This is a genomic window from Cellvibrionales bacterium, assembly GCA_016713115.1.
Taxonomy (GTDB): domain Bacteria; phylum Pseudomonadota; class Gammaproteobacteria; order Pseudomonadales; family UBA7239; genus UBA7239.
In genome coordinates, this window is record JADJPU010000001.1 from 1343137 (window position 1) to 1369413 (window position 26277).

The window sequence follows — 26277 nt, forward strand, 5'->3', positions numbered from 1 at the left end:
AATTGCGGGGCGTATGATCCTGTTGCCAGTCTTCATGACTGCTCCTTATGGTTTTTTTATTTTTTATTGGGCTGCAAGCTAATTCGTGATGGAAGTAGCCATCCCTTTCTTTATAGCAATAAGCCAACAAAAAAAGCAAGTGATTATTTATCGTAAGTAGGCGCTGGGTTGCCACACCGCAAGAAGGGCTCCATTCCAATTGGCGAGGAGTTTTCCAGTACACTAAGCCATCACGGCTGCATATGCCTTGGCTGCGGGGTAGCAAGGTGGATCGAAGATAATTCATGCTCAACGATACAGAGAAAGATGTCAGTGCTATCCTTGTTGTCGGCCCTGCTTGGGTCGGCGATATGGTGATGGCACAAGTGTTGTTTCGTTTGCTGAAACAGCAGAATCCGCAGTGTGATATTGATGTCTTGGCGCCCGCATGGAGCGCGCCGCTGTTGGCGCGCATGCCGGAAGTGCGTGCGAGTTTTGATTTGCCGCTGAAACACGGTGAATTTAGTTTTTCTGTACGCAGAAATCTTGGGCATGCGTTGCGTGGAAAATATCAGCAGGCGATTTTATTGCCCAACTCGTGGAAATCTGCACTGGTGCCATTTTTTGCCAATATTCCACGGCGCACAGGTTGGCGCGGTGAAATGCGCTACGGTGTGTTAAACGATGTGCGCGTGTTGGATAAACAAAAATATCCGCTGATGATAGAACGGTTTGCTGCATTGGCTTTTGCAGAAAATGAAAAATTACCCACGAGCTTGCCGTATCCACAATTGCTGATTGATGACAGTGAGCAACAACAGGCGTTGCAAAAATACGCGCTGGATTTACAGAAGCCTGTGTTGGCGCTGTGTCCGGGGGCGGAGTTTGGTCCGGCCAAGCGTTGGCCCGAACAACATTATGCGTCTGTCGCCAGTGAGCGTATTGCAGCGGGTGATCAGGTGTGGGTTTTTGGATCACAGAATGATGCCGAAGTGGCGGAAGCTATTCGATCCGCGCTGCCAAGTCATCAACGAGAATTTTGTTTGAATCTGGCTGGAAAAACCGCATTGGCGGAAGCAATTGATTTGTTGTCATGTGCGAATGCCGTGGTGAGTAATGATTCCGGTTTAATGCATATTGCTGCGGCGTTGCAAAGACCGTTGGTAGCAGTGTACGGTTCTTCGTCGCCGCAATTTACGCCGCCACTATCCAGTGATGTGGAAATTGTGCGTTCAGGTATTGAATGCAGCCCGTGTTTTCAGCGCGAATGCCCATTGGGGCATTTAAAATGTTTGCGTGATTTGTCGCCGCAACGCGTGTTGGATGCGTTGGATAAATTGCCAAAACCTGTGGTGATTGCAGCATGAAGCGCGTGTTGATTGTCAAAACATCTTCCATGGGCGATGTTATACACACGCTGCCTGCAGTGAGTGATGCTTGCGCTGCAATACCTGATATTCAGTTTGACTGGGTGGTGGAAGAAGCGTTTGCTGAAATTCCCGCGTGGCATCCCAATGTGGAAACGGTGATTCCTGTCGCTATTCGCCGTTGGCGCAAAAATCTTTTTCGTTTTATCGGCAGTGATGAGTGGACGGTATTTCGTCATGCTATCGCCGCCAAAAAATACGATGCGGTGATTGATGCGCAGGGTCTAATTAAAAGTGCCTTGCTGACAAAATTAGTGAAGGGAACGGTGTACGGGTATGACAGAAATACCGTGCGCGAGCCACTGGCGAGTTTGGCGTATCAAAAAACTTTTTCGGTAGCAAAAGATCAGCATGCAGTGGAAAGAACACGCGCGCTGTTTGCGCAAGCGCTTGCTTATGAAAAGCCGAACACGCTGCCAAATTACGGCATTGATCGCCGTCGTTTTGGTGTGCAAGACGAGTCGCCGTATGTGTTGTTTTTGCACGGCACTACGCGCGACGACAAACATTGGCCGGATGAATATTGGCAGGCGCTGTGTCGTTTGGTGTGTGATTCAGGTATGCGTGTGAAATTGCCGTGGGGGTCGGATGCGGAACATCGTCGTGCGCGCAGCATTGCGGAAATGCATCCGCGCGCGGAAGTGTTGTCGCGCACCAATATTGCCGGCATGGCAGCGACGATTGCGCGCGCGCGTGCCGTCGTTGCTGTGGACACAGGTTTGGGGCATTTGGCGGCGGCATTGGCGGTGCCCACCTTGTCTTTGTACGGTTCAACTTCACCCGCTTTGGTGGGTGCATACGGCCCCAATCAATTTCATTTGTGCGCACAAGAATGCACGCGCAGTCACACGAAATATGTGCAGCCAGCAGTGTTTGCGCCGCTGACACCAGCCATTGTTTTTGGGCGTTTGACGGAGTTATTAAATCAGCAAGAGCAGGATGCGCGATGAGTATTCACGCGCAACAGCGCAGCTTACACATTGCGTTTGCGCTGTATCGCTACTTTCCTTTTGGCGGTTTGCAGCGCGATATGTTGCGTATCGCCCATGCCTGCGTAGAGCGCGGCGTCAGCGTAAAAATTTTCTGCGCCGAGTGGGAGGGTGAACTGCCTGCAGGAATTGCAGTCGAGCGCTTGCCGGTATCTGGTTTTACGAATCATGCGCGCAACCGCTCCTTTGCAGAGGCTGTCAAAAAATATTTGCAACGCGAAGCGGTGGATTTAGTGGTGGGGTTTAACAAAATGCCCGGCTTAGATGTGTACTACGCAGCGGATACCTGTTTTAAAGCAAAACTGATGCAGGAGCGTTTGCCGCAGTTGCGGTTTTTGCCGCGCTATCGCCAGTATTTGCGCGATGAAAAAGCGGTTTTTGGCAAAGACAGCCACACGAAAATTTTGGCGATTGCGCAGCGCAGCGTCGATGAATATGAAAAATACTATGCCGGCGCTGCACAGCGTTGCACGGTATTGCCCCCAGGTATCAATCCAGATCGCCGTGCCGGTGTGCATGCACTGCAACAACGAGAAGATTTTCGCCGAGAGTGGCGGTTATCAGAAAATGATCGTTTGCTGTTGTCGATAGGCTCCGGCTTTCGCACAAAGGGTGTGGATCGCACGATCCGCGCGCTGGCTGCATTGTCTCCCGCCATATTGCAGCGCACGCGCTTGATGGTGATAGGGCAGGATCGCCCCGACAAGTTTTTACGCTTGGCGGCGCAACTCGGTGTAGAAAAAAACATTCAGTTTTTAGCGGGGCGCGATGATATTCCGCAGTTTTTGTTGGGCGCTGATGTGCTGCTGCACCCTGCGTATCGCGAAAATACCGGTACGGTGTTGCTGGAGGCGGCGGTAGCGGGTTTGCCGGTGTTGACCACGGCGGTGTGTGGTTACAGCCACTACCTGCGCGATTACGCTTGCGGCGTGGTGGTTGACGAGCCTTTTTCACAAGGTGCATTGAATAGCGCGCTAGAAAATATGTTACAGGATGATGCGCAGCGCGCGCAGTGGCGTGAGAATGCTCTGCGTATGGCAGAGACAGCGGATATTTATTGACTCTTTGATCGCGCGGCAGATTTTATTGTTGCCGCAGCAGGGAAGAAAAACGCGTGAAATTGTTTCTCAATCCAGAGTGGAAAAAATATTGGCAGGGCAAAGATCCGTTTGCGGAAGCGCGTGCCTTGCAGGGCGAGGTGTATCGTAGTAAAGAGGGCAGACGCACGCTGCGCTTTGAAAGAGATTGCCGCGGTTATTTTCTCAAGCTGCATGAAGGTATAGGTTGGCAAGAAATTATCAAAAATCTATTGCAGGGGCGTTTGCCGGTGTTGGGTGCTGCCAATGAGTTCAACGCCTGCAATGCCTTGAAGAAGTTGGGTGTTGCTACCATGACGCCGGTCGCTTTTGGCGAGCGTGGAAACAATCCTGCGCGGCAATTATCTTTTTTAATCACGGAAGAATTGGCGAATACAATCAGTCTTGAAGATTACTGTAAGCCTTGGGCGCAGCAGCCGCCATCCTTGCGTGAAAAACGCGCCGTGATACGCAGGTTGGCGCAGATCAGCAAAACCATGCATGAAAATGGCATCAATCACCGCGATTATTATCTGTGTCATTTTTTGCGTACGAATGACGGCAAGTTATTTCAGCAACAGGATGCTCTGTATTTGATCGATTTGCACCGCGCACAAATCAGAACAGCCACGCCGCCGCGTTGGCTGGTGAAAGATTTGGCAGGGTTGTTTTATTCCGCGTTTGATTTGCCGTTGACGCGTCGCGATCTGCTGTGCTTTTTGTCGCTATATCAACGCAATTGGCTGCGTAGCGATGTGAAAACGCTGCGCCATATCGTTGACAGAGCAGTCGCACTGTACCAAAAAGATTTTGGACGCACGCCGCCAGCACATATTCAGAATATTGTTTCCCATCTGGCGGCGCATTGATGCGACTGGATAAATTTCTCACGCACACGGCAGAGATGACGCGCCAGCAAGCGCAGCGCGCGGTGCGCGGCGGCATGGTGTGTGTAAATGATGTTGTTACGAAACAAGCGGCGCAACTGCTGTGCGATACGGATGTGGTCACATTAAATGGAAGTGTTTTGCAGGCCGTGCAGCCGCGCTATTTTATGCTGCACAAACCTATGGGTTATGTGTGCGCAAACAGTGACGGCCATCATCCAGTCGTTTTGGATTTACTGCGCGAGCCACGCCGCGACAGTTTGCAGGTGGTTGGGCGTTTGGATATCGACACTACCGGCTTGGTATTGCTGACCGATGATGGGCAGTGGAATCATCGCGTCACCGCGCCGACTAGCCACTGTAAAAAAAGTTATTGCGTGCAATTGGCAGAGCCATTGCCAGTGGGTGCTGAAAAACAGCTGTGCGATGGCGTGCAGTTGGATGGCGAGAAAAAATTGACCAAGCCTGCGCAATTATTTTTGTTAGATAACGAGCGCTTACAAGTGCGTTTGGTGATTAACGAAGGTAAATACCATCAAGTGAAGCGCATGTTTGCTGCCGTTGGTAATCGTGTTGTCGGCTTGTATCGAGAAAGTATTGGCAATGTGGTATTAGATGCGGCACTGGCTGTGGGCGAATACCGCGCGTTAACGCCAGAAGAAGTGGCAGGTATTTAATCGTGGCAAGCGATATGGCTTTGGATGTTTTGTTGCCGCATTTGCATCGCAGTGTGGGTAAAACATTGTGGATAGCAGATGAGGCGGCGCTGGATGCGGTTACAGCCGTTCAGCCTGTGTCGCAGTTGACTATTATCAGCAATCGCTATGATGTGGTTATGGCTGCGCAATCTGTCGGCCATCAAGCTGTTTTTTCTGATTTCGATTTTCTGTCTTTTGAGCAGAACAGTTATGCGCGCATTGTTTATCGTTTGTCGAAAGAAAAAGCGGTTGTGCATCATGTGATTAATTGTGCAGTCGAGTTACTGGCGCAACAAGGAGAGTTGGTGTGCGCCGGTTTTAAAACAGATGGCGCAAAAACTTATCTCGATAAATGCAAGAAAATATTTGGCAATGGCGGTGCGCAGAAATGCGGTGTGGCATATTTGGGTGTTTTTCAGAAAACATCGCAAGAGCTTGCTGCTGCGCTTGATGATAGAAATTATACGGAGCTACGGTTAATCAACGCAGAAGGGTTGAGCTTTTTGAGCAAACCCGGTGTGTTTGGTTGGGAGTGTGTAGACGACGGTAGCGCATTGTTGATTTCAGTGTTGGATGATTTTTTAGAACAAGAAAAATGCCAGCCACAGTCGTTGTTAGATTTGGGTTGTGGCTATGGCTATCTCACCCTGATGACACGACACCTGTCGCTGCAACACCGTGTGGCTACCGATAACTGTGCGGCAGCATTGCTAGCTATGCGTGCCAATGCAGAGTATTACGCATTGGCAGTGGATGTGATGGCGAGTGATGCGGGCAATGCCGTGCAGGGTGTTTTCGATTGCGTAGTGTGTAATCCGCCATTCCATCGCGGCACGGCAGTGGCTGGTGATCTAACCGAGCATTTCTTGCGTCAGGCTGCGCGTCTATTGAGTGCGCAAGGGGTTGCAGTATTTGTGGTGAATGCGTTTATCCCTTTAGAGAAAAAAGCGGCAGCATATTTTTCAGTTGTAGAGTTGCTGGTGAATAGCGGCTCGTACAAAGTGCTGGTACTGCGGAAATAAAAAAACCCGCCGTAGCGGGTTTTGTGTGTGCGGTGGTGAATTATGGATTTTTTACTTCAGCACCCAGAGTCAGCGGACGATCAGATTCGAGTACCAACGCATAGCTGGTTTTCTCAAAGACATTGAACACCATCGCTAAGCCGGCGCGTTCGTTGATCAATTTAACTTTTTCGCCTGTCACTGGGTCTTTCATGGTTTCACCCTGTGCAAAAATAGCCAACACATTGCCTACTTCTAGGTTGTCGCGTTTACCTTTGTCAATTAACACAACATTCATCGCACCGTATTCACTCACGCCGCCAGCCACATCAATGACTTTGCCTTGGATGTCATTTTTGGGTGAGCTGGGGTAGAAAATAGCATCAATGGCACGCTCTTCGCTGGGTAATAAACGATCCTTGCCCAGCACTTCGCGCGTGCTGCGTAGAATGCTCATTTTTGCAATATCACCTTCCGTGTGCGTGATTTTGGCGGTGCCAATATCAACAGCTTCTACGCCTAATATCTCGCCAGTTGCTTCATCAGTGTAAATTTTGCCTTTGCGGTAGATGCCGTAGGTAGGAACTTTAGAATCAAATTCACCGCGCGCGTTGATGACATCACCTGCACCCGTGACGAGATGCCGCTCTGTTCCAGCCAAGACATACGGCGCTGCGTCTAAGACGCCACCGTCCACAATGCGGCTGCCACTGAGAAAGGGGTTGATGATGTCTAGCGGAATAGCGGGAATTGCCGATCCCAGCTCCTCTACACGGATATGCGGCGACAAGCGGTTGTCGCTGTTGGGTGACATTTTCACCGTGCCACCGCAAGGGTTAGCGCGTGTGACATCCAGCTGTGGTTTGCCATCCACCATGTTGAGGTTGACGGTATCGCCGGGGTAAATCAGGTTTGGGTTGCAGATTTCAGGATTGACATGCCAAATTTTTGGCCATTCCCAAGGCTGCTGTAAGAACTTGCCGGAGATATCCCACAAGGTGTCGCCCTTCTGCACCACATAGCTATTGGGGTGGTTGGGAGCCAGTTTCACATCCTCTGCTGTAGCGGTGAAACTCAGCAGGAGCGCGCCGATTAGGCCGATAACATTCCACTTCAGAGTGTTAGTTTTTAGCATTGTTGTCATCCCATGATTAGAGGTGCCGCGTCCGGCGCCCGTGATGTAGCCTCGTGTATACTACGCCGTGAATTGTGGCAACTCAATATCTCAAGCAGGATATTATCTTAACTATCATCATGTTAGAGCTGTAACCTGCTGTAATACTAGAAGTTCATCACAAAACCGCTGATTATTCTCGTTAAGCCCCCAAATCTTATGGCCCGATTGGAAATTCTTGAGTTCCCAGATCCCCGTCTCCGCCAGCGCGCCAAGCCAGTCGCGGTGGTGGACGATGCTGTTCGCCGTTTGATTGGTGACATGCTGGAAACCATGTACCACGCGCCTGGTGTGGGTCTGGCCGCTACGCAGGTCAATGTACATCAGCGCGTGGTGGTAATTGATGTGTCGGAAGATCAATCGCAGCCGCTGGTGTTTATCAATCCAGAAATTACTGTTTTGGATGAAGCGCAGTGTGGCTACGATGAAGGTTGTTTGTCCGTGCCTGGTTTTTATGAAACGGTGGTGCGCCCTGAACACATTCGCGTCCAAGCTTTGGATCGCGAAGGTAAACCGTTTGAAATCACGCCGTCGGGTTTGCTGGCTGTGTGTATTCAACACGAAGTTGATCATTTGAATGGCAAATTGTTTGTCGATCACATTTCCAATTTAAAGCGCGATCGCATCCGCAAAAAATTAGAAAAAAAACACCGCGAGGGTGAATAACTTGCGGATTGTATTTGCCGGTACGCCGGATTTTGCCGCCACCCATTTGGCGGCTGTTTTGCAAAGCGGCGCGCACGAGGTGGTGGCGGTGTACACGCAGCCAGATCGTCCATCCGGTCGCGGAAAAAAACTCGCAGCTAGCCCCCGTCAAACAATTGGCCGAACAGCACGGCATTGCTGTGTATCAGCCAGACAATTTTCGCGATGAACATGATCGCGCTGCGCTGGCTGCGTTAAAACCGGATGTGATGCTCGTGGTCGCTTACGGTTTGTTGTTGCCGCAAACGGTGCTCGACATTCCGCGTTTGGGTTGCATCAATGTGCACGCGTCTTTGTTGCCGCGCTGGCGTGGTGCCGCGCCAATACAGCGCGCCATTGAAGCGGGTGATAGCGAAACCGGCATTTGCATCATGCAAATGGAAGCCGGCTTAGACACGGGGCCGGTGTTGGCGCGCGCTGTGTGCCCGATTGTTGCAGAAGATACCGGCGGCAGCCTGCATGATCGTTTGGCGGTATTGGGCGCAAAAACACTGGTGCGAGCATTGGACGATTTGGCGGCAGGTACATTAACGCCAGAAACACAAAATAATGCACTGGCAACATATGCGAGCAAATTGAACAAGGAAGAAGCGCATTTAGATTTTTCACACGCAGCAATCGAATTGGATTGCCAAATTCGTGCGTTTAATCCTTTTCCTGTGAGTTGGTGTGCACTGCCCAACGGTGAGCGTTTGCGTGTGTGGGCGGCGGGTGTTGAGCAGAGCGATAAAAAAATACCTGCTGGCACGGTGTTCGCTTTAGATGCCAGTGGCTTGCGCGTGGCTTGCGGTGCGGGTGTATTGCTGCTGACGGAGTTGCAACTGCCCAATCGCAATCGCATGACGGTGCGCGAACTCGTCAACGGCCACTTGCTGCACTTGCAAGTGGGTGATCAACTCGCGTGAGCAAAAAAAATACCGTAAAAAATGTGCGCGTGGCAGCGGCGCAAGTGGTGGTGGATGTCACCAAACATGGGCGTTCATTGGCTGAGGTCTTGCCTGCTGCACAAAAAAATATTGCAGAGCAGGATGCGGCGCTATTGGCGGAACTGTGCTACGGCACGCTGCGCTGCTACTTTGAATTGGATACCCTAGCGACGCAGTTGTTGCAAAAACCGCCGCGCGATAAAGATGCTGATATTCACGCACTCTTGCTGCTCAGCTTTTACCAGTTGCGTTGTATGCGCATCGCTGAACATGCGGCAGTGAATTTGGCGGTTGATGCCTGTCGCGCATTAAAAAAAGAGTGGGCGGGGAAACTGTTGAACGGCGTGCTGCGCAGTTATTTGCGTCAGCGTGAGGCGTTGGATATTTCTGTGGCGCAGCATCACAACCATCCCGATTGGTTGGCGCGAAAAATTACGCAGGCTTGGCCTGAACAATCGGCCGTAGTTTTCGCAGCGAATAGTGCGCGCGGTGGTATGACGCTGCGCGTTAATCGGCAGAGAAATAATGTCGATAATTATTGCGCTGCGTTGAATGATGCAGGTGTTGTTGGCGCGCGCAGTGCAATGGCGCTCGATGCCGTGCTGCTAGAGCAGGCAGTAAATGTGAATGCGTTGCCTGGTTTTTTTGATGGCGATTGTTCGGTACAAGATGTGGCCGCGCAGTTGTGTGCGCCCTTGCTGCGCTTGCAGGCAGGGCAGCGCGTGTTGGATGCCTGTTGCGCGCCTGGCGGAAAAACAGGACATATTTTAGAAATAGAGCCGCAGTTGGCTGAACTGGTGGCAATCGACAGCGACGAAAAACGCTTGCAGCGCGTGCGCGACAATTTAGCGCGTTTGCAATTAATGGCAACCGTGCTGTGTGCCGATGCCGCGCAATGGCACAGAGAAAAATTGTTTGATCGCATTTTGTTGGATGCGCCCTGTTCCGGCACCGGCGTCATTCGTCGCCATCCTGACATCAAACATTTGCGGCGTGAAAGCGATATTGCCGCACTTGCAGTGCGTCAGCGCGAATTGTTGGAAGCGATGTGGCATTTGTTGGCAGTGGGCGGCGTGTTGCTCTACACCACTTGCTCGATACTGCCGCAGGAAAATGAACAAGTGATTGCCGATTTTCTTGCACAACACACGGATGCTGAAATCGATACCATAGAAGTAGATTGGGGACTTGCAACGCAAAGCGGCCGACAATTACTGCCGGCCGCTGCGCACGATGGGTTTTTCTTTGCGCGTTTGAAAAAACGCGCTAGTTGTTAAAACGCAAACTTATCTTCAGCGAGCGCCATCACGCTGTCTGCGCCCGCAAGGGCTGCGGTGGCGTGCATGCCGGTGCGCGGCAACAGGCGATCAAAGTAGAAGCGCGCGGTGGCCAATTTGCTGGCGTAAAAACCGTCGCTGTCTTTGCCAGCGGCGATATTGTCCAGCGCCACTTTCGCCATTTGCGCCCACATAAAACCGAGCACGGCGTAGCCGGAGAACATGGTGAAATCGACCGAAGCTGCGCCGACTTCTTCCGCGTTTTGCATGGCGCGTTCACCAATTTTCATGGTGATGTCGCCCCACTGCGTATTGACCGCGGCCAATGCGATACACAGCGGTTCCATATCAGTATTGGCTTTGTTGGCTTCGCAGAATTTGTGTATCAGTTTGGTGACATTGCGCAGCAATGCGCCGCCAGAGCCCATCACTTTTCTGCCGATTAAATCCAGCGCTTGAATGCCGGTAGTGCCTTCATAAATAGTGGAGATGCGCACATCGCGCACAATTTGTTCCATGCCGTGTTCGTGGATGTAGCCGTGACCGCCAAACACTTGCACGCCGAGGTTGCACACTTCAATTGCGCTTTCAGTGCAAAACGCTTTCGCAATCGGTGTGAGCAAGCCCAGTAAATCGTCGGCTTCTTTTTTACTTTCTTCGCTGCCGTAATGCGTGCGATCCACCAGCTGTCCGCACCAGTACAAGAAGGCGCGCTGACCTTCGGTAATCGCTTTTTGTGTCATCAACATGCGGCGCACATCGGGATGCACGATGATCGGGTCTGCTTCGCCATCCGGATTTTTCTTGCCGGTGAGTGAACGCATTTGCAAACGCTCGCGCGCGTATTTCAACGCGCCTTGGAAGGAGGCTTCGCTGAGCGCCAAGCCCTGCTGTGCTGTGCCGAGACGCGCGGTGTTCATCATGTTGAACATGATTTCCAAGCCTTTGTTTTCTTCGCCGAGAATAAAGCCGGTCGCGCCGTCAAAATTCATCACGCAAGTGGCGGAGCCTTTCAAGCCCATTTTCTTTTCGATAGAGCCGCAGCTCACCGCATTGGCTGCACCGAGTGAGCCGTCGGCGTTCACTAAAATTTTTGGCACGATAAATAGCGAGATACCTTTAGTGCCTTTCGGTGCGCCTTCAATGCGTGCCAACACCGCGTGAATGATGTTGGATGTCATGTCGTGTTCACCGGCAGAAATAAAAATTTTGGTGCCGGAGATTTTGTAAGTGCCATCGGCTTGTTTCACTGCCTTGGTGCGCAGCAGGCCGACATCCGAGCCGCAGTGGGCTTCGGTCAAACACATGGTGCCGGCCCATTCGCCAGCGATGATTTTCGGGATGTAGAGCTGTTGCTGCTCCGGTGTGCCGCCGTGCAACAGGCAAGTGGTAGGCGCGTGTGCGAGGCCTGGGTACATGGTCCACGCCCAGTTGGCCGCGCCCATCATTTCGCCGATGGCCGTGCCCAGTGAGCTGGGCAAGCCCTGACCGCCAAACTCGGTGGGCAGACCAAAACCCTGCCAGCCGTCGTCGCAGTATTGGTGGTAGGCCTCGCCAAAGCCGCGCGGCACGGTCACTTTGCCGTTGTCGAAATGGCAGCCTTCTTCGTCGCCCACTTTGTTGAGCGGCGCCAGAACTTCCTCGGCAAATTTGCCGGCGTTTTCCAGAATCATGCCCACTTCGTCTTCGCCCAGCGCACTGCAACCTTCGAGGCTTTGGTAGTGGCTGATGTCGAGCAAGTCATTGAGGACAAACTGGATGTCGCGTAAAGGGGCGTGATAAGTAGGCATGCGGCAACCTCATAGGATTCGTGAATCGAGCTGGTCATTATAGAGGCTGTCAGCCCTTACAATGCGCTCTATTGTTTTTGACGAATTGCTGCATGGCCGCCTCTCTGCTCCCCGAAAAACCGCTGGTGATTTCACCTTCGCTCGCCGCCACACTCGGTTTGGAGGAGGCGGTGTTGTTGGCGGTATTGCACGAATTGTTTTTGCATCGCGCGCAGAATGGCTGGTTGAAAGCGGAAGAGTCGCTGTTGTCGCATTTTTTGCCGTTTTGGCAGCCGCAAGACGTGCAGCGCGTAGCCGCAAGTTTGTGTGATAAAGGTGTGCTGCATCTGCGCTCTGCGCCGTATCTCAGCAGCGGCGTGTTGGATTTTCATCTCGGCGACGAAGAGCCTGCACCGGTAAAAATTCTGCCGCAAAGCAAACCAAAAACCGTGGCGACAACAGGTCGCGCTGCCTTGATAGCGCCAAACTGGCAGCCGGACGCTGAAGTGCAGCGCCAGTTGATGCAGCTCGGTGTGGCGCAAGATTTTATTCTGCAACAAGTGCCGGAATTTGTGCGCTATTGGCACGAGCGCGGCGAAGCGCATCATGCTTGGAACAGTCGCTTTCAAAAGCAAGTGCAGCGCTTGTGGCGCGATCACGAATTGCACGCAGCGAAATTGCGCCAGAACACCGCCATGGTGGATGGTTGGCAGCCTGGCAGCGATGTGCTGGAAATTTTATTGCGCGCCGGTGTAGAGCAAGATTTTATTCACGACAGTGTGCCGGAGTTTGTGTTGTATTGGCGCGAGCGCGGCGAATTATCAACCACATGGGACAGCAAATTTTTGCAGCATGTGCGCCGGCAGTGGGCAATTTTTACCGCGAAGTTGGTCAACGATCCCACGCCGCGCCCGATCAGTCACGACTGGCAGCCATCAGCCGATGTGTATGATATTTTGCAGATGGCAGCGATAGATGCCGATTTTGCGCGGCAACAAGTGAGTGAGTTTGTGTTGTATTGGCTGGACAGCAAACAAGTACACAGCAGTTGGAACAGCAAATTTTTGCATCATGTGAAATACCGTTGGGCGCGTCGCCACGAGCAAAATTGGCAAGGAGAAAACGATGGTTTCATCGCCACGCACACCGATAGGAGTTGGGCCGATGGCCTCTGATCTCACCACACAAAATACAGCTACGCCGTCCGCTGCGCCGCGTGAGGCGGTGATCGACGCTGTGAATCAAATGTTCGCCGAGTTTGCGCTGGTTTATCACAATCAATATCAAAAAGCGTTTTCTGATAAAGAAAAATTGTCGCTGGCGAAGCGTTTGTGGTTGTCACATTTGGCGGCGTATTCGCCGGAACAAATTTTGGCTGCTGCGCGCCGTGCCACGCATGAATCGGAATACCTGCCCACCGTGCGCGGCGTGTTGAAATATTTAGAGAGCAGCAGCGGTTTGCCCGATGCCTACGATGCCTACCGCGAAGCCTGCCTCGCACCGTCGCCGAAGGTGGAGCAGCGTTGGTCGCATGCGGCGGTGTATCTCGCCGGCCAAGAAACGGGTTGGTATTTTCTCGCTACACAAACTGAAAAAATTTCACGCCCCGTGTACGAGCGCCACTACCGCGCGTTGTGCGAGCGCGTGGCCGCCGGTGAAACACTGCACTTGCCTGAAGTGTTGGAGCTGCCAGAGCCGGAACACCACCCGATGACGGCAGAAGAGCGTCAAGCGGCTGTGCGCGCCCTGCGGGAGAAAGTGGGCTTGTAACCTCACATTCCGCCTAGGTTGATTTGCGTCTGTGAGCTGGCGGCGGCGCTGGCTATGATGCGCGCATCATTTTTTAGGGAGCAGAGCCGTGAGTCAGTCTGAGGCGGTAGAAGTCGATTACTTGGTGGTGGGCAGCGGGGCGGGCGCGCTGACCAGTGCTATCCGTGCGCACGATCTTGGTTTGAAGACCTTAATCGTGGAAAAGAGCAGTTACTACGGCGGCACCTCGGCGATGTCGGGCGGCAGTATCTGGATTCCCAATAACCATTTGATGCCTGCCGTGGGCGTGCCAGATAGCGATGAAGAAGCGCTCACTTACTTGAAAGCGCTGACAGAAGGCGAGGTGGAGGAGTCTCGCCTGCAGGCCTATATCAGCAAAGGACGGGAGATGCTGGCGTATTTGGAGATGCGCGATGATCTGCACTGCGAGGCGCTGCCTGCCTACTGTGATTACTACCCGAATGTGCAGGGCGCTAAACCCGGTGCACGCACCCTAGAAGCCAAGCGCTTTAGCACCCTGAAATTGGGCTTGGATTTGCGCCAACTGCGCCCGCCGCATCCGGCCTGCACCACTTTCGGCTTGCTGCACATGTCAGCGAAAGAAGCACAGCGTGCGGTGTATGGCCATTGGAGCGCCACCCTGCAAATTGTTAAAAACATGGCTTTGTACTTGCTTGGCTTGCCCTTGCGTCTGATCGCGCCGCGCAGCACGCGGGTGACGCTGGGTAATGCGTTAGTTGGTGCGCTGCGCCTAGGAGTAAAACGGCGCGGTGTGCCGCTGTGGTTGAACAGTCCGGCGAAAGACTTGTTGGTGGAGGACGGGCGCGTGGTTGGCGCTATCGTCGAGCGCGAAGGCAAGCGCGTCACGGTGCGTGCGGCAAAAGGCGTGCTTTTGGCGAGTGGCGGTTTTGAACACAACCCGCTGTTGCGGCAACAGCATCTACCCAAGCCCACATCGACGGATTGGTCCGCAGCCAATAAACACAACACGGGCGATGCACTGGCGATGACAGCATCGCTGCAGCCCGCTTTGCATTTAATGGACGACGCATGGTGGTCGCCCGCTGCCGTGGTGCCCGGTTCTGCACCCGCGCATGCTTTGGTGTTTGAAAAAAGTATGCCGCACAGCCTGTTTATCAACAGTCGCGGTGAGCGTTTTACGAATGAATCTGCGCCGTATATCGATGTGGTGAACGAGATGTATAACGATCACCACAAAGATGACGAACACAGCAGCGTGCCGTGTTGGATGATTTTTGATGCACACTACCGTCGCAAAACTGCAGTGGCCGGTACGATATATCCAGCGACCATGATGCCTGATAGCCGCGTGCCAAAGCGCTACTGGAATCAATTGTTATATAAAGGCGACACCCTGCCGGAATTGGCGCGCGCTATCGGTGTGGATTCACAGCGTTTGCAGCAAACTATTTTGCGTTTTAATCGTTTTGCCCAAACCGGTATCGATGACGATTTTTTGCGTGGCGGCAACGCTTCGGATCGCTACTATTCTGATCCTGCCTGCCAGATGAACCCGAACCTTGGTGCGATGGTGGAAGGGCCTTTTTATGCGGTGCCCGTGGTGGCGGGCGACATCGGTACCAAGGGCGGTTTGCTGACTGATGCTGATGCGCGTGTGCTGCGCAATGACGGTTCAGTTATCGGTGGTTTATTTGCCTGCGGCAATTGTTCCGCCGCCGTGATGGGGCGCTCTTATGCTGGCGCAGGTTCTACTTTGGGGCCGGCGATGGTGTTTGGCTTTATTGCTGCAGAAACGGTAGCGCGATAGTAAGCGTATCGGTTCTCTGTTACTTTCTTTGCACTGCTTCGTGGAGACGCCCACATGAATTTGTACAAAAAACTTTCAGTAGCCGTGTGCATGACGGTGTTGCTAACCACTAACAACGCACTGGCCGCACCTCCAGGAACATTGGATCCAAACTTTAGTGGTAACGGAGTAGCGTTAGCCGATTTTAATCCCTTGGATGCCAGTGCTTTGGCGGTACTGCAGCAAACGGATGGAAAAATTGTCAGCGCTGGATATTCGGCTCCGGTGGGCTCACCTGATTCAACTTTGGTGTTAGCGCGTTACAACACCAATGGCGCACTGGATACTTCGTTCAGTGGCGACGGTGTGATGCAAGTGAATATGGCCGACGGCATACTCGCAGCGGCAGTGAATCAACTGAGCAGTGGCAAATTGGTGACTGTTGGTTGGGTGCGAGAAATGGGTAGCAGCGATGCGATGGCCATTGTGCGCACGAATAGTAATGGCACCTTAGATACCAGTTTTAGTAGTGATGGTGTAGCCGTTATCACGGCGGGCAATGCCAGTGTGCGGGGCTATGCCATGACGGCGCGTGCCGATGGCTCCGTGTTGGCAGCAGGCTGCACCGATCTAGGTGGCGCAACCAGCGATGATTTTTTGCTGGCGAATGTCAATAGCGTTGGCGTGTTGGATCTCAATTTCGGCGACGGTGGCAGCACGATTACTGATATCGGCGGCGGCACAGATTGTGCGTACGGCACTATCAAACAGAAAGATGGAAGAATTGTTCTGTTGGGTGAAGCGGATATTTTGCGCAACGGAATCGCTAGTCGCGATTTTGGTGTGGTGCGTTATCAAAGCAATGGCGCGCTGGATAAAAGTTTTTCAGGTGATGCCAAAGCCAGCACTGAGTTTCGCACCAATGATGATGCGGTGGCGCGCGCTGGTATGCAGCAAAAAGATGGCAGGTTAGTGGTTGTTGGCTCCAGTGCGCCATCGACAGGCGGTGGCAATCGCGATTTTGCCGTCGCGCGTTTTCTGGCGAACGGTTCCTTGGATAACAGTTTTGGTGGTGATGGCCGCGTGTTGACCGATATCGACGGTGGTGTTGATGTAGCAACCGGCGTTATCCAACAATGGGATGGAAAATTATTGGTCGCAGGCACTAGCAATGGTGATGGCGTATTAGTGCGTTACAACACCAATGGTGCGCTGGATACCAGTTTTGGTGTGGGCGGTATTTTAATCACGAGTTTGTCTGGCGGTTTGGTTGTCAATGGCATGGCTTTGCAGGGTGACGGACAAGTGGTTGTTGCTGGCCATAGTTTTTCTGCGGGTCGTGAAATTATGGCGACGGTGCGCTACTTGTTTGATGATGATGACAATGATGGCATTTTGGATTCGGCGGATAACTGTCAATTCATTGCTAATACGGATCAAGAAAATCACGACACCGATGAGTTTGGTGATGTCTGTGATGATGACGATGATAACGATGGCGTGCTCGATGTGAACGATGCTTTTCCATTTGATCCAACCGAATCGGTTGATACCGATGGCGATGGTATCGGCAACAACGCCGATACTGATGATGACAATGACGGTGTACTCGATGTGGATGACCCGTTTCCGTTGGATCCGTTTTTATTGGCGCGCGCTGTCGGTGCAAAAGGTGACATGGCCGGTTACAGCGTGGCGATGGTGGGTGATGTTAACGGCGATGGCTTTGCCGATATTTTAGTGGGCGCTCCCAAAGCGGATGTGGTATTGCCGCCGCTGACAAAAAAATCGCTGGATGTTGGCACTGCGGTTTTGTTATCAGGGCAGGATTTTTTAACTCCACTACACACATTTTCTGGCACAGCCAAAGGCGATATGTTTGGTTCTGCTGTTGCAGCCTTGGGTGATGTGAATGGTGACGCCGTACCGGATTTTGCTATCGGTGCACCCAAAACGGATGAAGTAGATTTGTTGACTGGGAAAATTGTGAAGAAAGATCGCGGCAGTGTGACAATTTATTCTGGCGCTGATTTCTCAGAAATATTTCCTTCGTTACATGGCGAAGCAGCGGGCGATAGTTTTGGTGCTGTGATTGCGGCGGCAGGTGATGTGGTGGGCGGCGATGGCCGCGCAGATTTTATTGTCGGCGCACCGAAAGCCGATGGCGTAGATCCCGTCACCTTAAAGCCGATTAAGGATGCAGGTGCCGCGTATTTATACAGCGGTGCGAATGGCGTGCAGCAACACAAATTTATGGATGTTGTAACAACGGTAAAAAGTAATTATGTGGGCAGCAGCCTCGCCGTGGGTGCTGATCTCAATCACGATGGCATAGCGGATATCGCCATCGGCGCGTATCGCCACGATCCGCTCGACAGCATTACTAACAAACCGAAAAAAGATGCAGGCAGTGTGTTTGTTTACAGTAGCGCAGCGCCTTACACCTTGATCAAACAATTGGATGGCGAGAAAGCGGGCGATCAATTTGGTTATGCACTCGCGGCGGTGAATGAAGGGCAAGATGCTTTCCGCGATTTGTTGGTTGGATCGCCGCGTGCTGATATCACCATGAGCGGAAAAAAATTAAAAGATGCGGGTCGTGTGCAGTTGTTCGCATCGGATGGCGGAACGGCGCTGTACAACGCGCAAGCGGCCGCACCGCAGAGCGGCGCTTTGTTTGGTGCAGCGGTAGCGGTGGCTGGCGATGTCAACGCCTCCGGCAATGAATCTTTTGTGGTCGGCGCTCCAAAAACCGATGTCATGTTGGCGAGTAAAAAACTGAAAGATGCCGGTCAAGTGTCAGTGCGCAACACAGCGGCCGTCGGCAGTACTGTGTTTGCGGTGGATGGAAAAATTGCCGGCGGGCAAGCCGGTTTTTCTGTCGCAGGTGGCGAAGATTTTAATAATGATGCCAATGACGATGTGTTGATCGGCTCGCCGTATGCCCTCTTCAACAAATTATCGAAAGCCGGAATTGCTGAAGTGATTTCAGGTAAAGAAGCGTCAGCGGCTTGGCCGCCTTAATTGCGAGAAAAAAATGAATTATTGGTTGATGAAATCCGAGCCGGAAACTTTCGGCATCGAACATTTAAAGCAGCGCCCAAAAAAAATTGAGCCATGGGATGGCGTGCGCAACTATCAAGCGCGCAATATGATGCGCGACGACATGCAGGTGGGCGACAAAGCGTTTTTTTATCACTCCAATTGCGCGGAGCCTGGCATTGTCGGTATTGTGGAAATTGTGAAAGCCGGTTACCCCGATGTCACCGCGCTGGATCCTGAAAGTGATTACTACGACCCCAAAGCCACGCCGGAAAATCCGCGCTGGTATCGCGTCGATGTGAAGTTTGAAAAACAATTTGCGCATACCGTTTCTCTTGCTACCCTCAAGCAGCACCCACAGCTAGATGGCATGGCCGTGCTGGCGCGCGGCAGTCGTTTGTCCATCACGCCGGTGACAAAAGCACAGTGGGATTTTATTGTGCAGTTGGTGTGATTTCGTTGCTGTATTGCTCCCAGCGAACGCTGTCCGTAGACTGCGTCTTCATTCTTTTTTCTGTTTCGTCGTGTCATGCCCGCATCCATACCCGCTGACTCGGTTGGTCTCGTCAGCCCTCAACAGATCGATTTTCCCGGCCCGATAGCTCTGCTGTCGGGGCGCACGCTGCCTAGCGTTCGGTTGATGTACGAAACCTATGGCACGCTGAACGCGGCGCGCAGCAATGCGGTGTTGATCTGCCACGCGCTGTCTGGCCATCATCACGCGGCGGGCTATCACAGTGCCGAAGACGACAAACCGGGCTGGTGGGATTACTACATCGGCCCCGGTAAACCCATCGATACCAACCGCTTTTTCGTGGTGAGCCTGAACAACATCGGCGGCTGCAACGGCAGCACGGGTCCCACCTCCATCAACCCCGAGACGGGCAAAGCGTGGGGTGCAGATTTTCCGCGTCTGCGCGTGCGCGATTGGGTCGTCACGCAAAAAATGTTGATGGAAGCGTTGGGGATTGATGTGTGGGCGGCGGTGGTCGGCGGCAGTCTTGGCGGCATGCAGGCGATGCGCTGGTGCACGAAATACCCCGATCGTCTGCGCCACTGCGTGGTGATTGCTTCGGCGATGAAACTCACGGCACAAAATATTGCCTTCAATGAAATTGCGCGCCACGCGATTACTTCGGACCCTGATTTTCACGATGGCCACTATTTAGAGCACAACACTGCGCCGCGTCGTGGTTTGGCGATTGCGCGCATGGTGGGGCATGTCACCTATTTGTCTGGCGATGCGATGGGGCAAAAGTTTGGCCGCGATTTGCGCAGTGGCACTTTTGATATCAGCAGTGATGACGGCGTGGAGTTTCAGGTCGGCAGTTATTTGCGCTACCAAGGCGAAAATTTTTCCGATCGCTTTGATGCCAACACTTATTTGTTGATGACGCAGGCATTGGATTATTTTGATCTCGCGCGCGAGTTTGGCGAAGACCCTACGCAAGCGTTTGCTGATACCCAGTGCAAGTTTTTAGTGATTTCTTTTACGACGGATTGGCGTTTCCCGCCGGAGCGCTCGCGCGAGTTGGCGGACGCCTTAATTAATGCCAATAAAGCGGTGAGCTATGTCGAGATTGAATCGGAGTACGGCCATGATGCGTTCTTGATTCCGATTGAGCGCTACAAAAAAGTGTTTGCTGCTTACATGCAGAGCATTGAGGTGTGAGATGCGCATAGACCTCGATATTTTGCAGAGTTGGATTGCACCCTCGTCGCGTGTGTTGGATCTCGGCTGCGGTAGCGGTTCTTTGTTGTCGAAATTGGTGGTGGAGAAAAACATCACTGGTTACGGCATAGAGATTGATCAAGAAAAAATTACGCGCTGCATTGAAAAGCGCGTGAATGTCATTGAGCAAGATTTGGATGCCGGTTTGAAAAACTTTGCCGACGGCAGTTTTGATACCGTGGTGATGTCGCAAACGCTGCAAGCCGTGCGCTACCCGCATGTGGTGTTAGATGAAATGCTGCGCGTAGGGCGTGAGTGCATTGTGTCCTTCCCCAATTTTGGGCACTGGCGTTCGCGTTTTTATTTAGCTTTGCGCGGCCACATGCCGGTGTCGGAGTTCATGCCCTACACTTGGTACGACACGCCCAACATCCATTTTTGCACGGTGGATGACTTTGAAGATTTTTGTCGTGAGCGAAATATCCGCATTCTGAATCGTCGCTATGTCACTGCCGGGCGCGATGACAATGCGCTGTCAGTGCGCTGGCCCAATATGTTGGCAGAAACGGCGGTTTACCGCTTGGCGCGTTGAGCCACAGGTATCGCACAATGCAAACCATGGTGCTGGCATCCAGCAATAAAAAAAAGCTGGCAGAGTTGCAAAGTCTTCTGAATGATTTGAGTTGGGAAGTGCTGCCGCAATCCGCGTTCAATATTCCCGATGCCGTGGAAGACGGCGCATCTTTTATTGAAAACGCCATCATCAAGGCGCGTCACGCGGCACAAATTTCTGGTCTGCCTGCGCTGGCGGATGATTCAGGCTTGGCTGTGGATGCACTGAGTGGAAACCCCGGTATTTATTCCGCGCGTTTTGCCGGCGAACACGGCAATGATGCCGCCAACAATCAAAAATTGTTGGATGTGTTGCTAGAGGTGCCAGAAGAAAAACGCACAGCGCAATTTCACTGCGTGCTGGTGTTGATGCGCCACGCGCAAGATCCGGTGCCGGTGGTGTGTCACGGTGTGTGGCACGGGCGCATTTTGTTTGCGCCGCGCGGCGAAAACGGTTTTGGCTACGACCCGCTGTTTTGGGTGCCAACGCACCAGCGCAGCTCGGCGGAATTGTCGGCGGCAGAAAAAAACCGCATCAGCCATCGCGGGCAGGCCATGCAAATGTTGCTGCACGCGCTGCGCTCTGCAATTTAAAAATGCTGCTGCTTCCGCCGCTGTCTTTATATATCCACATTCCTTGGTGTGTGCGCAAATGTCCGTACTGTGATTTCAATTCGCACACAGAAGACGGATTTCAAGAGGCGGCGTATGTGCAGCAGTTGTTGGCGGATTTGGAACATGACTTACCTTTTGTGCAAGGCAGAGCGCTGCGCAGTATTTTTTTTGGCGGAGGCACCCCGTCTATTTTTTCCGCACAGGCTATCGCCGCTATTTTGCAGGGTGTGCAACAGCGCATTCCTTTTGCTGAAGATATTGAAATCACGCTGGAAGCCAATCCCGGAACCGCTGAGGCGGAAAAGTTTGTCGGTTTTCGTACTGCAGGCGTGAATCGCTTATCCATTGGCGTGCAAAGTTTTTCTGAAAATCATTTGCGGGCCTTGGGGCGCATCCACAACGGCGCTGAAGCGGCGCGTGCAGTGGCGATGGCAAAAGCAGCGGGGTTTGCGCGCATCAATATTGATTTAATGCACGGCCTGCCCAAGCAAACGGTGGATGAAGCTTTGGCGGATTTGCAATGCGCAATAGATTTGGGTGTTACGCATATTTCTTGGTATCAACTCACCATCGAGCCGAACACCGTGTTTTATCGCCAACCGCCGCCGCTGCCAGTGGATGAAGTGTTGTGGGACATTCAGCAGGCGGGCTTGGCGCTGTTGCAAAATCACGGCTTTCAGCAATACGAAGTGTCGGCTTTTGCGCGCGAAGTGAATGATGAATTACACGCCTGTCGTCATAACCTCAATTACTGGCAGTTTGGCGATTACTTGGGCATAGGCGCGGGTGCGCACGGAAAAATTACCCTGCCGGAAGAAAATAAAATTGTGCGCTATCACAAAACGCGCATCCCCAAACATTATTTACAACATCACGCCGCTGCATTGGCAGAACAGCAAACACTGTTGGAAAAAGATTTGCCGTTTGAATTTATGTTGAATGCGTTGCGTTTGCGTGAAGGTGTGCCGGCTGCGTTATTTGCTGAGCGCACAGGCTTGCCTTTAGCGGCGATTGACGCGCAGTGGCAAAAACTGTGCGACCAAGGTTTGTTAGAAAAAAATGAAAACCGCTTGGTCGCAACAGAAAAAGGTTTTTTATTTTTGAACGATGTGCTGACGGCGTTTATGCCGGATTAGCCGGTGCTTGCAGCAGGGCGGCGTGCAACTGGCGCAACCACACTTTCAAGCGCGACACATTTTCCCAACCGCTGCGCAGCAATTGTTTTTGCGCGGCAGGCAGTGCTTCCAGTTGCGGCTGTGCGTACACAAACAGGCCTTTGTCGTTCGGCACTAAAACCGGGGCTTGTGATAATTCTGGCGTGGCTTCCAGTTGTTGCAGGGCTTTGATCACCAGCGCGTGAAAATTGCCTTTTTCGCCGAGTTCGGCATAGGCCTTATTCAGCAGCGGATAGTAGCGGCGATACAGCTCGGCGCACTGTTGTGGATCCAGCGCGGTAATCAATTCCACATAGAGGTTGTAGCGTGTTTGGCTCTCCGGCGTTTCGGTCAACGGCATGCTGCTGCTGACGGCAAAGCGTCCTTTGAGCGGCGTGAATAAACCTGTTTTGTGATCGACTTTGCCCCCCGCCAAGCTGTTAACGAAAGTGACGAAGCGGCGCAGTAATTGATCTTTAGCGAGCAGGGTGAGCGCCTGAGCCTGCCAGCCGCCCAGTTGACCGAGTGCTTGGCGCAGACCCTCATCTGAGTTGTCGAGTATGGGCAGCGGCGCGGCTTCGGGCGCTTGCTCTGTGGCCGGTTCACTGGCAGCAACGGCGGGGTCTGCTTCCGGCGCGGGCGCTTCAGCAACTTGCCCAGTAATGACCGCCTGTGTGGGTTGATCGGCCTGCGGGTTGATCACTTGCTTGATGGCAGCCAGCGGCTCCGCTTTGCCGGCACCCTGCGTGAAGTAATAGCCCGCCGCACCGATACCGGCTGCCACGAGTGCCAGCAACACATAAGTGACGGTGGATGAGCGGCGTTGGGGTTGCATGATGATGCGGTCGTCGTCGGACAGTTGCATGGCGATCCTCTCGCAAAAAACTTATAGGCGTCAGACCGCTCGCATGGCAAATAATTCCGCTGCGCAATCAGCCTAAAGCGTGCACCGCTTTTACCGCATCGCCCAGTGCTTTTTTCAGCAGACCAAAACCGGTGCAATCGCCGATGGTGACGATAGTGGGGCCGCAACCGTCCAGTGTGTCTGCCAAGGCGGTATCTGGCTCAAAACTGGGGGCGATCACTACGCTGTCCGCTTTCACCACGCGCTGCACGCCGTCGATAGTGATGTGTACGCCGTCGGCGGCGATGCTGTCGATCTGCGCGCCGGTGGTGAGAATTACGCCCGCCGCATCCAAGCGCCTGCATTCTTCGGCGCGGCGTTTTCTGCCCACTTCGCTGGCAATACGGTGATCGCTGCCCACCAATTTCACGGTTTTACCGGCGAGCGCCAACCATTCGGCAATGATGGTGGAGAGCAAGCCAGAGCCGATTACGGCCACGGTGTTGCCGGCGATGTTTTGCGGTGTGTTGTCTGCGAGGTGCTGATCCAAGTCGCTACCTTGAATCACTTTTGCATCGCTGTGGATGTCGAAGGCAACAGGTGCGGCGATAGCGCCGGTAGCAACAATCACGGTGTCGGGTTGTTGCCCGCACACAAAATCCGGCGTGACATGGGTGTTGAGTTGAATATTGATCGGCAAACGCTGCACTTCGGCGCGCAAATAATTCAGAAACGCGCGCTGCTCGCGGTGCATATTGGCGGCGAGCGATAAACGCCCACCGAGTTGCGACGATTTTTCACACAGCGTGACTTTGTGTCCTTGTTCGGCGGCGGTACGCGCTGCTTCCATGCCCGCAGGGCCACCGCCGATCACCAAGATATTTTTTTTCTGTTTGGGTGTTGAAAACTGCAAAATATTTTCTCGACCAGACAGTGGATTCACTGCACAGAAAGAGCCTGTGCCTTTGCCGATCGTGTCCACGCAATCTTCGCAACTGTTGCACGGACGAATTTCAGATAAACGCCCTGCTTGCGCTTTTTTCGGCAATTCTGGATCCGTAAATAGTGCGCGACCGATAGCCACCATATCTGCTTTTTCTTCGCGCACTAATTGTTCGGCAAATTGTGGATCGCCGCTGCGACCCACCACCATCACCGGCACATCGACCACTTGTTTTAATGCCGCCGCCATCGCTGCGTTGTAGCCTTGGCGGTATTCACTGCCAGCAATAATTTGCGTGATGTTGCTGTCGCTCACGCCGCCGCTGATATGAAAAGCATTCACGCCTGCTGCAACCAAGATCGGCGCCATGCGTTGTGTGTCATTAATTTCACGACCGCCGCCATCGCGTTCAAAACCAGAGAGGCGCAGTACGATAGGAAAATCAGCGCCGCACTTCGCACGAATATCCGCCAACACTTCCAATAAAAATTTCATGCGGCCTTCGAGTTTGCGGCCAGTGTAAGCATCTGTGCGGTGATTGCGCAGCGGCGATAAAAATGAACCGAGCAGCATGTAGCTGTGCGCAGCGTGCAATTCCACACCGTCGTAGCCGGCTTTCTGTGCACGCAAACAGGCATCGCCATACATGGCGACATATTGGGGAATTTCTTCAATAGCGAGTTCACGACACACTTGCATGGTGGTGGGTGTGCGCACTACCGAAGGGCCAACAGCGGGAATGCCGCGATAAAAAATCGACAGCGACTCTGGTCCGGTGTGTGAAATTTGCGGAAATATTTTTGCGCCGTGCGCGTGTACGGCATCCACCAATTTTTTGTGCGGCTCTATCAAATGATCCGCATACAAACCGAGCGAGTGTGCTTGGTAGCGGTGTTCTGCATCCACTGTGCACACTTCCATGGTAATCAAACCCACGCCGCCTTTGGCGCGCTCGGCGTAGTAAGCGATATGGCGCTCAGACGGTGTTTCGTCATCGTTGGCGTAATCCACTGTCATCGGCGCCATCACGATGCGGTTGGGCAACTCCAGCGAGCCAATTTTGATCGGTTGAAACAAATGTGTGAGTGCAGTCATGGTGATTATTTCTCCTGCAAATACTGCGCGTGGTAGCGCAAATGATTTTCAAAAAATGTGCTGATGAAATAATAGCTGTGATCGTAACCATCGCGACGATTCAGCGTGAGCGCAACATCGGCCTGCTGGCAGGCATCTTCCAATAATTCCGGTTTGAGTTGCGTGGCGAGAAAATTATCGGCCAAGCCCTGCTCAACCAGTATCGGTTTGTTGTAACCGCGCGTGGCGATCAGTGAGCAGGTGTCGTGTTCTGCCCATGCCGCTTTATCGTGACCTAAATAATGCGAAAACGCTTTTTCGCCCCACGGACATTGCGTGGGCGCGACTATCGGTGCAAACGCAGAAACGGATAGATATTGCTCTGGGTGGCGAATGGCGAGCGTCAAGGCGCCGTGACCGCCCATGGAGTGACCGGAAATACTCTGCCGCGCCACATCAATTTTTTCAGCAAAGAATTTGGCAATCAGCGCCGGCAATTCGCTCTGTATGTAATCGTACATGCGATAGTGTTTAGCCCACGGCCATTGTGTGGCGTTGATATAAAAGCTTGCGCCTAAACCAAAATCCCATGCATTTTCGCCATCGTCTGGCACTTCATCGCCGCGCGGGCTGGTGTCAGGTGCGATGATGGCAATGCCCAATTCTGCCGCAATGCGCTGAGAACCCGCTTTGGTGACAAAGTTTTGATCGTTGCAGGTTAAGCCCGACAACCACCACAGCAGCGGTACTTTTTGCGTATTGGCTTGTGGTGGCAGATAAATTGAAAAAATCATCTCGCAAGACAAAACAGACGAGTAGTGTTTGATGCGCAGTTGTTCACCATCAAAACAAATGTTTTTTTCGATGATGTCCAT

At 52.7% G+C, this 26277-nt stretch carries 22 protein-coding genes and 1 pseudogene; 18 read left to right on the forward strand and 5 right to left on the reverse strand.

Annotated elements, in window-relative coordinates; genetic code table 11:
* Positions 1-284: 284 nt before the first annotated feature.
* The 6 genes from waaF to IPK30_06585 are packed head-to-tail and all read left to right on the forward strand — an operon-like array spanning position 285 to position 6078.
* Complete coding sequence (waaF, locus tag IPK30_06560) at positions 285-1346, forward strand: lipopolysaccharide heptosyltransferase II (GenBank protein MBK8102947.1); 1062 nt, start codon at positions 285-287, stop codon at positions 1344-1346.
* A complete protein-coding gene (gene waaC, locus IPK30_06565) occupies positions 1343-2356 on the forward strand; it encodes a lipopolysaccharide heptosyltransferase I (protein ID MBK8102948.1) in 1014 nt (337 codons plus the stop codon). Before waaF ends, waaC begins: the two co-directional genes overlap by 4 nt.
* Positions 2353-3456, forward strand: coding sequence for a glycosyltransferase family 4 protein (locus IPK30_06570; protein MBK8102949.1), 1104 nt, complete (start codon positions 2353-2355; stop codon positions 3454-3456). Before waaC ends, IPK30_06570 begins: the two co-directional genes overlap by 4 nt.
* A gap of 53 nt (positions 3457-3509) precedes the next feature.
* Positions 3510-4340 carry a lipopolysaccharide core heptose(I) kinase RfaP gene (rfaP, locus tag IPK30_06575; GenBank protein MBK8102950.1) on the forward strand — a complete coding sequence of 277 codons (831 nt, stop codon included), beginning with the start codon at positions 3510-3512 and terminating at the stop codon, positions 4338-4340.
* Complete coding sequence (gene rsuA, locus IPK30_06580) at positions 4340-5035, forward strand: 16S rRNA pseudouridine(516) synthase RsuA (GenBank protein MBK8102951.1); 696 nt, start codon at positions 4340-4342, stop codon at positions 5033-5035. The genes rfaP and rsuA overlap by 1 nt, the downstream gene beginning before the upstream one ends.
* Positions 5036-5037: 2 nt before the next feature.
* Entirely contained in the window at positions 5038-6078 is a 1041-nt protein-coding gene (locus IPK30_06585; protein ID MBK8102952.1) for a methyltransferase, read from the forward strand.
* A gap of 40 nt (positions 6079-6118) precedes the next feature.
* Here the strand turns inward: IPK30_06585 and IPK30_06590 are convergent, their stop codons facing one another.
* The gene (locus IPK30_06590) at positions 6119-7174 is read right to left on the reverse strand and encodes a LysM peptidoglycan-binding domain-containing protein (GenBank protein ID MBK8102953.1); all 1056 of its coding nucleotides are present in this window, start codon (positions 7172-7174) and stop codon (positions 6119-6121) included.
* Between the two features lie 216 nt (positions 7175-7390).
* On the opposite strand from IPK30_06590, the gene IPK30_06595 reads away from it, so the two are divergent.
* The 3 genes and pseudogenes from IPK30_06595 to rsmB all read left to right on the forward strand — a co-directional run bounded on the left by IPK30_06595 (position 7391) and on the right by rsmB (position 10139).
* Entirely contained in the window at positions 7391-7897 is a 507-nt protein-coding gene (locus IPK30_06595) for a peptide deformylase (GenBank protein MBK8102954.1), read from the forward strand.
* Position 7898: 1 nt separating this feature from the next.
* A pseudogene (gene fmt / locus IPK30_06600) lies at positions 7899-8841 on the forward strand (methionyl-tRNA formyltransferase).
* A complete protein-coding gene (rsmB, locus tag IPK30_06605; protein MBK8102955.1) occupies positions 8838-10139 on the forward strand; it encodes a 16S rRNA (cytosine(967)-C(5))-methyltransferase RsmB in 1302 nt (433 codons plus the stop codon). The pseudogene fmt and the gene rsmB overlap by 4 nt, the downstream one beginning before the upstream one ends.
* On the opposite strand, the gene IPK30_06610 is transcribed toward rsmB, so the two are convergent.
* Complete coding sequence (locus IPK30_06610; protein MBK8102956.1) at positions 10136-11929, reverse strand: acyl-CoA dehydrogenase C-terminal domain-containing protein; 1794 nt, start codon at positions 11927-11929, stop codon at positions 10136-10138. The genes rsmB and IPK30_06610 overlap by 4 nt on opposite strands.
* A gap of 92 nt (positions 11930-12021) precedes the next feature.
* On the opposite strand from IPK30_06610, the gene IPK30_06615 reads away from it, so the two are divergent.
* From IPK30_06615 to hemW, 9 genes are all read left to right on the forward strand, one after another.
* Positions 12022-13083, forward strand: a complete 1062-nt coding sequence (locus tag IPK30_06615; protein ID MBK8102957.1) for a hypothetical protein — start codon at positions 12022-12024, stop codon at positions 13081-13083.
* A 70-nt stretch (positions 13084-13153) separates the two neighbouring features.
* Positions 13154-13678 (forward strand): hypothetical protein, encoded by a 525-nt coding sequence (locus IPK30_06620; protein MBK8102958.1) that lies wholly within the window; start codon positions 13154-13156, stop codon positions 13676-13678.
* 88 nt (positions 13679-13766) lie between these two features.
* On the forward strand, positions 13767-15467 hold the full coding sequence (locus tag IPK30_06625) for an FAD-binding protein (GenBank protein MBK8102959.1): 1701 nt from the start codon (positions 13767-13769) through the stop codon (positions 15465-15467).
* A gap of 54 nt (positions 15468-15521) precedes the next feature.
* The gene (locus IPK30_06630; GenBank protein ID MBK8102960.1) at positions 15522-18470 is read left to right on the forward strand and encodes an FG-GAP repeat protein; all 2949 of its coding nucleotides are present in this window, start codon (positions 15522-15524) and stop codon (positions 18468-18470) included.
* Positions 18471-18483: 13 nt separating this feature from the next.
* Positions 18484-18942: an EVE domain-containing protein gene (locus IPK30_06635; GenBank protein ID MBK8102961.1), complete on the forward strand. Its 459-nt coding sequence runs from the start codon at positions 18484-18486 to the stop codon at positions 18940-18942.
* Positions 18943-19017: 75 nt separating this feature from the next.
* Positions 19018-20160: a homoserine O-acetyltransferase gene (locus IPK30_06640; GenBank protein MBK8102962.1), complete on the forward strand. Its 1143-nt coding sequence runs from the start codon at positions 19018-19020 to the stop codon at positions 20158-20160.
* A 1-nt stretch (position 20161) separates the two neighbouring features.
* The gene (gene metW / locus IPK30_06645) at positions 20162-20752 is read left to right on the forward strand and encodes a methionine biosynthesis protein MetW (protein MBK8102963.1); all 591 of its coding nucleotides are present in this window, start codon (positions 20162-20164) and stop codon (positions 20750-20752) included.
* 17 nt (positions 20753-20769) lie between these two features.
* On the forward strand, positions 20770-21366 hold the full coding sequence (rdgB, locus tag IPK30_06650) for an RdgB/HAM1 family non-canonical purine NTP pyrophosphatase (protein ID MBK8102964.1): 597 nt from the start codon (positions 20770-20772) through the stop codon (positions 21364-21366).
* Positions 21367-21368: 2 nt separating this feature from the next.
* On the forward strand, positions 21369-22523 hold the full coding sequence (gene hemW / locus IPK30_06655; GenBank protein MBK8102965.1) for a radical SAM family heme chaperone HemW: 1155 nt from the start codon (positions 21369-21371) through the stop codon (positions 22521-22523).
* Here the strand turns inward: hemW and IPK30_06660 are convergent.
* The 3 genes from IPK30_06660 to fghA form a co-directional block, all read right to left on the reverse strand.
* Positions 22510-23406, reverse strand: a complete 897-nt coding sequence (locus IPK30_06660) for a DUF3014 domain-containing protein (GenBank protein MBK8102966.1) — start codon at positions 23404-23406, stop codon at positions 22510-22512. The two genes, hemW and IPK30_06660, sit on opposite strands and share 14 nt — an antisense overlap.
* Positions 23407-23473: 67 nt before the next feature.
* The gene (locus IPK30_06665; GenBank protein MBK8102967.1) at positions 23474-25423 is read right to left on the reverse strand and encodes an FAD-dependent oxidoreductase; all 1950 of its coding nucleotides are present in this window, start codon (positions 25421-25423) and stop codon (positions 23474-23476) included.
* Positions 25424-25428: 5 nt separating this feature from the next.
* Positions 25429-26277 (reverse strand): S-formylglutathione hydrolase, encoded by an 849-nt coding sequence (fghA, locus tag IPK30_06670; protein MBK8102968.1) that lies wholly within the window; start codon positions 26275-26277, stop codon positions 25429-25431.